Origin of the sequence: Limnobacter parvus (assembly GCF_024623725.1) — a bacterium.
GTDB lineage: Bacteria > Pseudomonadota > Gammaproteobacteria > Burkholderiales > Burkholderiaceae_B > Limnobacter > Limnobacter parvus.
The window spans coordinates 129,376-141,290 of record NZ_JANKHG010000016.1 but is presented as its reverse complement, the minus strand read 5'-3'; the positions used below and the strand labels follow the sequence as shown (position 1 = coordinate 141,290).

General features: G+C 50.7%; 9 protein-coding genes. 2 read left to right on the top strand and 7 right to left on the bottom strand.

The genetic code is table 11. The features are described from left to right. Window positions 1–33 precede the first annotated feature (33 nt). From NSP04_RS05970 to pdxH, 3 genes are read right to left on the bottom strand one after another with little or no spacing between them, the layout of a single operon-like run. On the bottom strand, window positions 34–1,035 hold the full coding sequence (locus tag NSP04_RS05970; protein WP_257511431.1) for a CmpA/NrtA family ABC transporter substrate-binding protein: 1,002 nt from the start codon (window positions 1,033–1,035) through the stop codon (window positions 34–36). Next, window positions 1,035–1,667, bottom strand: coding sequence for an ANTAR domain-containing response regulator (locus tag NSP04_RS05965; RefSeq protein ID WP_257511430.1), 633 nt, complete (start codon window positions 1,665–1,667; stop codon window positions 1,035–1,037). The genes NSP04_RS05970 and NSP04_RS05965 overlap by 1 nt, the downstream gene beginning before the upstream one ends. Next, window positions 1,640–2,275: a pyridoxamine 5'-phosphate oxidase gene (pdxH, locus tag NSP04_RS05960; protein ID WP_257511429.1), complete on the bottom strand. Its 636-nt coding sequence runs from the start codon at window positions 2,273–2,275 to the stop codon at window positions 1,640–1,642. Before pdxH ends, NSP04_RS05965 begins: the two co-directional genes overlap by 28 nt. A gap of 67 nt (window positions 2,276–2,342) precedes the next feature. On the opposite strand from pdxH, the gene xerD reads away from it, so the two are divergent. Together xerD and plsY are read left to right on the top strand one after the other, a co-directional pair. After that, a complete protein-coding gene (xerD, locus tag NSP04_RS05955) occupies window positions 2,343–3,242 on the top strand; it encodes a site-specific tyrosine recombinase XerD (RefSeq protein ID WP_257511428.1) in 900 nt (299 codons plus the stop codon). 33 nt (window positions 3,243–3,275) lie between these two features. Continuing rightward, window positions 3,276–3,884: a glycerol-3-phosphate 1-O-acyltransferase PlsY gene (gene plsY / locus NSP04_RS05950; protein WP_257511427.1), complete on the top strand. Its 609-nt coding sequence runs from the start codon at window positions 3,276–3,278 to the stop codon at window positions 3,882–3,884. On the opposite strand, the gene NSP04_RS05945 is transcribed toward plsY, so the two are convergent. The 4 genes from NSP04_RS05945 to NSP04_RS05930 form a co-directional block, all read right to left on the bottom strand. Next, window positions 3,881–8,101 (bottom strand): hypothetical protein, encoded by a 4,221-nt coding sequence (locus NSP04_RS05945; protein WP_257511426.1) that lies wholly within the window; start codon window positions 8,099–8,101, stop codon window positions 3,881–3,883. The genes plsY and NSP04_RS05945 overlap by 4 nt on opposite strands. Window positions 8,102–8,121: 20 nt before the next feature. Further along, the gene (locus NSP04_RS05940) at window positions 8,122–8,541 is read right to left on the bottom strand and encodes a hypothetical protein (protein WP_257511425.1); all 420 of its coding nucleotides are present in this window, start codon (window positions 8,539–8,541) and stop codon (window positions 8,122–8,124) included. Window positions 8,542–8,680: 139 nt separating this feature from the next. After that, the gene (locus NSP04_RS05935) at window positions 8,681–10,150 is read right to left on the bottom strand and encodes an MORN repeat-containing protein (RefSeq protein ID WP_257511424.1); all 1,470 of its coding nucleotides are present in this window, start codon (window positions 10,148–10,150) and stop codon (window positions 8,681–8,683) included. A gap of 108 nt (window positions 10,151–10,258) precedes the next feature. Next, window positions 10,259–11,905 carry an MORN repeat-containing protein gene (locus tag NSP04_RS05930; RefSeq protein ID WP_257511423.1) on the bottom strand — a complete coding sequence of 549 codons (1,647 nt, stop codon included), beginning with the start codon at window positions 11,903–11,905 and terminating at the stop codon, window positions 10,259–10,261. Window positions 11,906–11,915: the final 10 nt, after the last annotated feature.

The window sequence follows — 11,915 nt, the reverse complement described above, 5'->3', positions numbered from 1 at the left end:
AAAACGCTCGCATGGTTATTTTGCTTAGGCGATTCAAAAGCCAAACGGCACCAGGCCTTTTTTCAAACTTGCCGCCGATTCGTCACTGCCCAGTGCATGCGACGAAGACGAAACCAAGGCTTGAGTTTCCACCACCAGCGATTCAAACAAAGGCTTTTGATCCGCCGTCAAAGCCGCGCCATCGAACTGAATGAACGGCGCTGAACCACCCGGGCTTTCCAACAAGGCCATTTCAAGCAAAGTCTGCGGCAAATTCACATGGTCTGAATTTGAAAGCCAGGCCGCAGCCTGTTTGCGATTTTCCATGCCGCCTTCCAGCCACAAACACGCTTTGCGCAGCGCACTAACTAGCCCGGCCAAGGCTTCCGGGTTACTGCTCGCCCAGGCCTGAGTGCAACCCAAAACCTTTTCAGGTGCATTCGGCCACAGGCCGTTTGATGTGGCCACAATTTTGCCTAAGCCCTCTTTCACGGCCAGGGAATTGTAGGGCTCGCCCACACAAAATGCATCGATTAAACCCGCTTGCAGCGAACCCACCATGCGAATGGGCGGCACCACGTCAAAACGTACATCTTGATCAGGGTCTACATCGTGGGCTCGCAACCAGCGGCGCAACTGCAAGGTGTGCATTGAAAACGGAAACACGGTGCCAAACACCATAGGCCGCTCGCCACCTAATTTGCCCGCGCGCAAAGCCGAGCCCAAGGTTTCGCCGGGTGCCAAATTGTTCAACAAATCAGCAAACAGAATGCTCAAAGTAATTGCATTGCCACCACGGTTTAACACCACTGGGGCCAGCACTTCCTTTTTGGGTGAACCACCCAAACCCAACTGCAAGGCAATCGCCATCGGCGAAAGCATGTGCGCGGCGTCCAGTTCACGATAAGCCAACTTGTCGCGCAGCGTGGCCCAGGAAGCTTGCTTCACCAATTGCACCTGCAGGCTTTCTTCATCAAAAAAACCCATGTGCTGCGCCACCACAAATGGCGCAGAATCGGTCAGCGCGATTACACCAATTCGAATTTCATGTTGCATTACAGCCCACCCCCAGCCAGCATTTCAAAGACCTCAATTACATTGCGTGCCGTGTCGACCAAACGCTGGTTGCGTTCCATGGAAAGTTTGCGCATGGCGTGGTAGGCCTCGTCTTCATTGAAATTTCGATGCTTCATCAGCAAGCCTTTTGCCTTGTCGATCAGCTTGCGGTCGGCCAACTGGTCGCGTGTTTTCTGAAGTTCATTCTTCAAAGCCTGAAATTCGCGGAAACGCGCCACCGCCACCTGCACGATGGGGCGCACCCGGTCCGGGTTCATGCCATCGGCCACATACGCGCTTACCCCCGCCTTGATTGCGCTAGCAATGGTGTCCTCATTGTCTTCATCTGAAAACATGATGACCGGCTTGGGGTTGCTTCGCGACAGCACAGCCATGTTTTCCAGGCAATCGCGGTCGGGTGAATCAATGTCCACGATCACAATGTCGGGCTGGGAAGCAGCCACATGCTCGGCCAGCCGGTCTGCGGAACTTAAGCGCGAAACCAGCACATAGCCGGCATCAAGCAAGGCGCGTTCCAGAATTGCAGTGCGCCCCGGTTCTTCATCCACCAGTAGCACTTTCAAAGCGGGCTTGGCCGGTTTGGTCATGGGGCCAGCCGAACCATGGCCCATGAATCGCCTTGGCGCGTGTAAGCCAGGCGGTCGTGCAGGCGTGAAGGCCTGCCCTGCCAGAATTCAAAAAATTCGGGCACCAGGCGGTAACCACCCCAAAACGGCGGGCGGGTTTTCGGGTCGCCCTGCTGCTCGGCCTGCGCTTGCTGCACGCGCGCTTCCAGCGCTTCACGCGAATCGATGACCTGGCTTTGCGGCGAAGCCCAGGCGCCCAAACGGCTGCCCGCCGGGCGGGAAAGGTAATAGGCATCGGATTCTTCTGGGGGGCATTTTTCAACCAGGCCCTCAATGCGCACTTGGCGTTCAAGCTCGGTCCAGTGAAACAGAATGGCGGCATTCGGGTTTTCGGCGAGCTCTTGGCCCTTACGGCTTTCGTAGTTGGTGAAAAAAGTAATGCCGCGTTCGTCCAGCCCTTTGATCAACACAATGCGGGCAGAAGGCTTGCCTTGGGCGTTCACGGTGGCCAGGGTCATGGCATTGGGTTCCGGCAGGTCGGCCTTCAAGGCCTGGTCAAACCACAGTTTGAAAAAATCGAATGGGTTGGCCAAGGCATCGGCTTCGTCCAGCGTGGCTTGTGTGTAATCTTTGCGTAAATCGGCGATCGACATAAAAAGGCGCTCCGTGGTGCTGCTAAAGGTATGATGGCTTTTATTTTCACATGCCACCAGCACTTCAATGATGCGCAATGCCGATCTGATCGACGAATTCTGCACCACTTTGTGGCTTGAAGAAGGTTTGGCCAAAGCCACCCTGCAAGCTTACCGCAGCGACCTGCAACAACTGGGCGACTGGCTTCAAGCACAATTTGATGAAACCCTGCTGGCCGCCAGCACCGAGCACATACGCAACCATGTGCACAACCTGCTTGAACTGAAACCCGCCAGCCTGAACCGCAAAACCAGCAGCTACAAACGCTTTTACCTGTGGCTAAACACCAGCAAAAAACGGGAAGACAACCCGTGCCAGCAACTACAAAGCGCCAAGCGCGGGCTGCGCATACCCAAAACCCTGAATGAACAGCAAATGCTCGACCTGCTGGCCGCGCCAGACGTAAGCCACGCCGCAGGCCAGCGCGACAAAGCCATGCTTGAATTCATGTACGCCAGCGGGCTGCGGGTTAGCGAACTGGTGAACATGCCCCTGCGCGCCGTTGATTTGAATGCGGGCGCGGTGAAAGTGCTGGGCAAGGGCAACAAAGAAAGGCTGGTGCCCATGGGCGAACCCGCGCGGCTTGCCATTCAGCTGTATTTGAACCAGGCCCGCGGTGAATTGCTGAAAGGAAAAACCAGCGACTTTTTGTTTGTAACCCATTTTGGCAAACCCATGACACGGCAGGGTTTTTGGAAAAACATCAAACGCCTTGCCTTGGTGGCCGGTATAAACACGCCCATTAGCCCGCATGTGTTGCGCCACGCCTTTGCCACCCACTTGATTAACCACGGCGCTGATTTGCGCGTGGTGCAACTGCTGCTGGGCCACGCCGACATTGGCACCACGCAAATTTACACCCACGTGGCCAAGGAACACTTGCACACCCTGCTGAAGCAAAGCCACCCGCGCTCGAAAAGTCGCTAGAATCAACGCAAACCTAATACTTTGGAGCCCACTTTGCTTAATTTCGCCGCTGGCCTGTTGGTCGCTTACCTAATCGGTTCTATTTCATTTGCAGTGGTGGTTTCAAAATTTGTGGGCCTGGCCGACCCCCGCACCTATGGCTCGAAAAACCCTGGTGCCACCAATGTGCTGCGCAGCGGCAACAAAAAAGCCGCCATCTTGACCCTGCTGGGCGACGCCTTGAAAGGCACATTGGCCGTGGCACTGGCCTTTCATTTTCAAGACCAGTTGGGCTACACCCGCAGCGACATAGCCTGGATAGGCCTGGCCGCATTCATTGGCCACCTGTACCCCATATTTTTCAAGTTTGAAGGTGGCAAAGGCGTGGCCACGGCACTGGGCGTGCTGCTTGGCCTGAACTGGGTGCTTGGCCTGGCCACCGCCGTAACCTGGGTGGTTATAGCGTATTTCTTCAGGTATTCATCGCTGGCGGCCCTGGTGGCCAGCCTGTTTGCCGTGTTTTACAACGTGTTGCTGTTTGGTATTAACGGCCAGGCCGCAGCCGTGGCCATTATGTCGGCCCTGCTGATTTACCGGCACAAGCAAAATATTGCGAACCTTGTGGCCGGTAAAGAAAGCAAGATAGGGCAGAAAAAGGCTTAAGAAGTTGTTGTAGCCGGTGGTCTATTCGACCTTGGCATATGAAACTGCCAATGACCGGCCGAAACACCGCCTGTGTTATACAAAATCGGCCAGTTTTTCGGATGACGCGCTGAGTTCACATTAAAGTTAGCGGGGAAAAATAGATCTGGCGCTTCCTCAGGTGACCCTGTATTGATGATTACAGGCAGACCCAAGGCGTTAAGTAAAGCAGTTGGAAACTCTGCTTCCGCCTGAGGATTTTCTTTTTTGTTGTCGTCGAGTTTTAAGTCCGATTTCAGTGTCTTTAATGTGCCTTCCCCGCTTTTTGACAAAGGATACTGTGTGCTGTGCTCCGCAAGTGCCATCATCAGCAAACGTTTTTCTGTTGCATATAGTTCATTGGCAGAATTTTGCTCTGGTTCGTCTACGATAGACTGATACAGATCCCTTACCTTATTATCGTCGCCTACTTTAAAAGAATTGTCTGGCAATTTTCCATTGTCACTCAACCACTGAATCGCTGCCATGGTTCTATTTAAAAACTCGCTTTTTTCAAGGGCGTGCACAGCAGCACCCCACCCGGCTCTAGCCCAGCATCTATTGCTGCTTCCGCTTACGTTTTGCAGTGGTCTTTCATACGCATAAACTTGCGCTTGCCGCATTACAATGCCTCGCCGCGCATGCAACAAGAAAGCTACATGCTTGTTCATATAAGCCGACACACCAGTCAAGTCGCGCGGATCCGCGTTATATGCATCTGCAATCGCTTTAATTTCATCTTTGAAGGTTTGAAAGTCTACTTTTTGCGCCGGTGTTAAATTCGCCCCTTTCGGATCACCCGGGTTAAGAAACACTGCATAGCTGGTTACCAAATCGCCCCGTTGACCATCCGGTGTTTCCGGAAGTTGCGGCTCAAAGAAGCGAGTCCACAAATCGGTAACCCAAGCTTCAACAGATTCGTTTTTTGTAATTTCAATGCCTTGTTCTATTTCCGCTTGTAAAGCAGTGGCGCGAGCGGCGGCATCGGCTTTGACTTTGGCCTCATCAGCTTTGGCCTTGGCATCATCAGCATCAGGTGAAGGAAATGTACTTGTTGCACCGCTTGAACGCTTAGAGACAGGGGTCCCTAACACAGGGGTAGAGGAATCGTCCGGAAGACGCGCGGCGGCTTTGGCGTTTGTGTCTATCGTCAACTTTTTAATAGAGCTTTCGCGTTTGGCTTCAACTGGGGAAGCGGAAGCTGCCTTGTCTAGAAACTTCAAAACGGCAGCATTTTCTTGAACCCTGCATATTTGCGCAATATCGACTGCCTGCAACTTAATTGAACCGGGGCGAGCTTTCTTTGGGTACTTCTCGCTCCAAACTTCTTCCATCAAGTTACCGACGCGCACCAATACAAGAGCCATCTTTTCTGAGATTGGACCTTCCAACTCAAGCTCAAATTTTTCACCCGCCAAGAACTTTTTAATGGCGGTAGAATTCCGTTCAAACACTGGTGAGTTTTCCTTGGCGCTTGCTAAAGCTGCGTTGATATGACGCAAGTGACCAATCGTATTTGGCGAATTTTTCAGCAATGCTTTCATGCTTTCTTTTCGTGAAACATTGCTTGCAAATTGAGCAACATTTTTCGCACCTTCACGAACAAAGCCAACACCATATGTATTCAAAGTAGCCACTGTAGAAGACGCAGCCTTGCGGAATGTTCCCTTCCTTAAACGACTAACGATAATAGCGCCAGTGTCCTTCGATGCAGCAATCGACTCACTTTTAGTTTCTGCGGTTTTATCTCGGGCATTCAACCAATTGGCGGACTGCTCATGGAAATTTTTAATCGTTGACTTGAATGTATTCAGTTCATTCAATGCAATCAAATCATCTTTGATAGGATTCGCTTCTGCCAAGTCCTCAAATTCCCGAACCTGTTTAAGGAATCTGCTTACTTCCTGTGATTTGTTAACCAGTAAATCATTTGGCAGGGCTGCCAGAAGTAGCGAACACGCTTCAATCGCTTGGTTTGGTGTTTGAATGGCATGCTGTATGTTGACTGGTTTGCCATTGCGGAATAAAGCCTCTTGAAACACTTCCGAAATGTTGGCGAGCACGTTTAGCCTACTCTGAATGTGCTTGATGGGGTCTCGTGCAGTTACACCCGGTTTCCCTATGTAAAAGGCTTTCTTCAAGGCGCTGAAACCGCGGTCAACCTTATATTGTAATGACGGTGCGTCCAGTTTTAGTGTTTTTGTATTAAAGCCCGCAGCAACCAAATTTCCAGCAGCCAGGTCGTGAATATACCTTCTTCGATCGCCTGCCTCTACATTTTCGCCCGTAGTAAAAAACTCAATCATTCGGTCTGCCGCGCCGCTGCTGGGGTCTTTTAGCATGCCACCCAACACAGCAAGCTCAGTTCTGCTTCCTCCGCGACCTGCACCCGACAAGTCTCGCTTGTTCGTCGTTTCACTGTTATTGAATCGTGTGAAGTGTGAACCAAATCCCGCCAACGTAGTGCGCAACCAAGAAGCGCGGCCCATGGCGTGATTATTTGCATTTACATTCCCAACCCAAAATGCGCCTTTCAGTCCGCGCATGAGCACGTTGTCGCGCAATGCTGGATCTTTGCCATTGGCCATGAATGGCAGGCTGAAAGGCAAGTTCTGGACATCGCGTTCAGTTTGCTTAACCTCAGAATGCAAACCGGCAATAACAGCCATTTCTGTGCGAGCCGTTTTGTTGGCTGCGATCAGCTGGTTAACCGATGTCAGTTTTGCTTCAATTTCACCTATTCGCTGATTACATGCAACCAAATTAGTTTGAAGCTGTTGCGATCTTGCACTACCGGGATCATCTGCTTTAGCGTTCTCCAAATTGGTCTTAAGCTCGTCTTTCTCAGCCGTTTTGGTATCTAAAAACCCCTTCAGCTTTAATTTGAATTCACCCAGCTGGTCGGCGAATGATTCGTTACGGGCAACTTTCTCCGGTCTTTCTAAATCAACCCAGTCAGTGAGTTTGTTCTGAATTTCCCCAAATGATTTGGAGACTTGTTTGTCAAGCTGTGATTTTCTAAAATTCGCAACCAGTGTTTTTCCGGCAATCTCGCCCTCCTCGGACTTTATCCAGTCTGCTTTCGCAGCCGCTTCCCCCGTCTTGTTCAAATTGAGCCGCTCATCTAGATGCCTCGATGCAAGTCGATTGGCCCGATCTGCAGTTTCTATTTGACGGCAAAACTCGGTTTTTTTCTCGCTTGTTTTCTTGGTGAATTCTTCAAACGATGTTTTAAATTCATTCTGATCAAGCTTTTCGAGCAAGGCCTCATAGGTAGTACAAGCAGTGATCCCGCCTAATTTTGTTGCACCCTCATTTTTTATGGCTTCAGCGCGCGCATCAGCTTCTGCCTTTTTCGTTTCTCTTGCTGCTTTAAGTTTTTCACGCTCTTTAAGCTTTTCCAGCATTTCAGCAAGAGCCTTTTTTAATTTTGGGTTGCCGCCGACGGCACTATTGATATCGGCTCGCAAACCAGCGGGTGACGTGGGCGGCACACTGGTAGGATGGTCAGTCGCAGGTTGAGCAGTACTTTCAGTTTCTTGGTTTTGAAAAGGAAATGCCGCCCGAAATATTTGGCCTGCCACTTCAAACCCCTTTCCCAAAAACCACCCTGTAGCCCTTCCAATAAAACCTGGTGTCTCGGATGAATCAACTGAAGGTGGCGTAGCAATGCCGGAAGTACTCGGTGACGCGACGTCAGGACCAGTTGCTGCGGGAGCCGTACTTGGTGGGCTTGCTGTTGCGGCAGGAACTGCTGCTGCGCCCGTTGCTGCTGCCGCCGATGTTGTTGTGCCCGTAGCAGGGGTAGGAGCAGTTTTAGTTGAAACAGGCTTTGTTTGAACAAATTTGGTAACAAAACCGAGCAGAAAATCTGTAGAAAAACTTCCCTTGCCGGCTACATCTTCGGAAAGTTGACGAATAAAGGGGGTCAATATCCTATCTTTCTGTTCCGTACTGGCTACGGAGTTGAAATGTTGCAATATCTCTAAAACATGACAATCACCGAGATTTTCCAACGCGATGCTGGCTTGGGCCGTGGCAGATGCACCAGCTGCGGAAGCTGTTTTGCTTAAGCTAGCTAAGTATGCTACGGCAGCAGCAGCGCCATCGGATCGGCTGCCACCTGTAACCGCGGGTGGCCGGAAAGCAGGATTACTCGTCGCACGATCGGCGGGTGCGGTTGCTTGTGGGAACGCCATGTCATCTCACTCCAGAATAATTATTGTTGTTGGTCTGAATTTTTTCGTACTTCTTCCATCATCACTTCCAGACCTTCTGGTTTGGTCTTTACATCAATTCGACATACCAACAAATCATTCTGAATTTTCGAAGCAATTTCGTCATGTTTTTCTTTGGGGCCAATTTTCGAACCCAAAAGCGTTTTTTCGAGCATTTCGAAGTTGTCGAGAATGTTTTCGAGAAGTTGGGGGGGTATTTCTTTCCCAACCAGTGACTTGGAAAGACTCAAGCAGTTTGCCAGCGCCGCTTCCCAATTTGCTGAGGGGTTTTTACGCAAATCTTTGCTGAGATGTTTCCATAACTGTTCACCATGCTTGGAAATGGATGTTTCGTTAGCGACCACAGAAAGCTGTTCTCGGGTGTTGCCTGAAGTGCCAACTACTTTGCCGGGACCACTCATGTACTTTCCTTTTTAGTTTGCGTGCATGTGAAAAAAGCATAAGCCTTATGCTTTGAGGAACTTTTTTTTTACAAAAGTTCCAGCACGTTCAAACAAAATACTTCACAAAAACAAGCACCTAGGGTTTACCCTAGGCGCTTCAACGCCAATCGTCTGTCGCCATGCTCCATCGGCTCACCTGCCCGCCAATGCTTTCGCGCAGGTCGGCCAATTTTTGCAAGGCGGCACCATGAATGTCGGCAGAATAGTTTTGTATTTTGTCGGGGTGGGTAAGCAAACTAAGTTCACGAGTAACCTTTTTGTACTGGGCAGTGAAGCCTTGCAAGGCCATGTCGTACTGTTCCGGGTTATGCGCCAGCAGAGCTTGCTGGGCAGCGGTGTTCAGCTTGGCGGCGCTGTTGCTGTACTTACCAGTTGTATCGAACCGGCGTTGAATACGAACCAGTTCTTGAACCGAACTTTGAATTTGATTGCAAACATATTGCGGCAACTCTAGTTTAGGCGGTGGGGGTGTAAACACCATGCGCTCTTGATAGTGGCAGTAGGCCCACGTGCCGGTTTGCACATCGTCGCCTTGTGTAATGCTGCCGGCAGTTAACACCACTTCATTCAGTTCAGGCACATAGCTGTAGGTGCCTTCTTGCCGGGTGCCGTCGGGAGATACGCTTAAACCTTCCATCAACGCCATGCCGTTTATCTGCGGCACGTATTCACGCCGCCCCTGGAACCAAACGTCGCCCATGTAGTCTTTGGTGGCGCCGTTTACCAGCTTCATGCCGTTTAGTTGGGGAATGTAGGCAAATTCGCCAGTTTCGGAACGGCCGATGGAATAGGTTAGCGTTCCGTTAATCAGCTGGGTGTTTTTATCCACACCGGGCACATATGCAAAGGTGCCTGAATAAACATCGCCATTGGGAAGAGTTGCTTCTCCCTCTATCAAACACATGGCCTTAAACTGCTCAACATACTGCCGCTTTCCCTCTACAACCTTACCGGTAATGTAAGTCACTTTCCCATCCACCAAGTGCATGCTTTTCATCTGCTCGATATACTGCCATTGGCCGTCATAAGAACTCCCGTTGGAATAAAGTGCTTTTCCCTCAACTAAACACACTTCTTTTAATTGCTCGACATACTGCCATTTGCCGATGTAAGTACTCCCGCTGGAACTGATTTTGCTTCCATTCAACAGGTGCATGCTTTTCAACTGCTCGACATACTGCCATTTGCCTTCATAAATCGCTCCCGTGGCGGAGGTATATTTCCCGTCCACCAATTCACGCTTGCCTAACTGCGGGATGAATTCAAATTTCCCTTGTTCGTTTCTATTTGTTCCGTAACACATGTCGTGATATTCAACATGGCATGTATCACCCAGATCTGTCACGGTCAAAACCAAGGGTTTGGGGGTGGGGTGAGTTTGCAAATACTCACCCACCACCCGTTGAAGTACTGTGGGGTCGATGGTGTACTTAACATTCGGCGATTTTTGGGCACATGCCGCCACAGCAGCAGTGATGCGGCCACACACCGCTTTCTGGCTGTGTGGTCTTAAGTTTTGTGCAAGCAATACAGTGGCGAATTTGCGCAGAACAGGGGGCATGGTCATGTTGGTGGCTCGCTAATTAGAGTTCAATACTCAGTAAGGAACCTTAGGTAGCCCTGGTGCAGTGGAAGTTCACCGCACCAGTGTGAAAGCGGCAATGTGGTTCCGGTCTTAACTCCAATCGACCGTGGCCAGCTTCCACCGGTTCACCTGCCCATCAATGCTTTCGCGCAGGCTGGCCAATTGCTGCAAAGCAGGCCCATGAATATGGGCAGAATAGTTTCCTACTTTGTCGGGGTGGGTTAGCAGGCTGAGTTCGCGGGTCAGGGTTTTGTACTGGGCATTGAAGTTTTGCAGGGCGTTGGTGTACTGTTCCGGGTTTTGCGCCAATGCAAGCTGCTGGGCAGCGGTATTCAACATGGCGGCGCTGCCGTTGTATTTGCCTGTTGAATCAAATCGGTGTTGAATGCGAACGAGTTCTTGCACCGCGCTTTGAATTTGATTGCGAACATGTTGCGGCAGCTTTGGTTTGGGTGGTGTGGGTGTAAACACCATGCGCCCTTCATACTGGCTATACGCCCAAGTGCCGATTTGTATTTTATTGCCTTGGGTAATGCTACCCGCGGTTAGAACCACTTCATTTAATTCGGGCACATAGCTGCGGGTGCCTTCTTGCCGTGTACCGTCGGGAAACACGCTTAAACCTTCAATCAGCATCATGCCGTTTTTCTGCGGCACGTATTCACGCCGCCCCTGCCTTACCACTTCGCCTTCCGCATTTTTGGTGGTACCGTTCACCAGCTTCATGCTCTTCAGTTGGGGAATGTAGGCAAATTCGCCAGTTTCAGAACGACCAGTGGAGTAGGTTAGCGTGCCGTTGACCAGTTGGGAATTTTTATCCATGCCGGGCACATACGCAAAGGTGTCTGAGTAAACATCGCCATTGGGCATGGTGCGTTTACCGCTGGTCATGCAGGTTAAATTCAATTGACTGATATATCGAAACTCTGGGCTTTCGTCAATTTGCCCATCAGGGAAGATCAACCGGCCACTCTTGATGCACATTCCGTTTGCCTCCTCCACATAATGTTTCTTGCCAACATTGACAATTCCAGCTACGTCGCGCCACTCGCCATCCACCAAGTACATGTTTTTCAACTGCTCAACATACTGCCGCCTGCCTTTCTCAACCTCGCCACTTGGAAAAGTTATTTTTCCATCCATCAAGCACATGTCTTTCAACTGCTCGACATACTGCCGCTTGCCTATTTGAACCTCGCCGCTTGGAAAAGTTAATTTTCCATCCACCAAGTACATGCCTTTCAACTGCTCGACATACTGCCACTTGCCTTCGTTAACGTTGCCGCTTGGAAAAGTTATTTTTCCATCCACCAAGTACATGCCGTTCAACTGCTCAACATATTGCAATTTACCTTCATAAACTGCTCCGTCGGCACAGGTAAATTTTCCATCCACCAATTCACGTCGGCCTAGCTGCGGAATAAACTCGAATTTTCCTTGTTGGCTATTGTCTGTTCCGTAACACATCTCGTAGTAATCCACGCGGCATGTGTCGTCCAGCTCCGTCACCATCAAATTCAAAGCCTTGTTGTGGGTGGGGTGTGTTTCCAGGTAGTCGCCCACCACCCGTTGCAGCACTGCGGGGTCGATGGTGTACCTGGCATGGGGCAACGCTTGGGCAAACGCCGCCACGGCCGTGGTTATGCTGCTGCACACGCTGGTGGTAAGGCTGCGGGGACTTAAGTTTTGTTCAGGCAATGCGGCGGCGAATTCGCGCAGGTCAAGGGGCGTAGGCATTTTGGTTGGC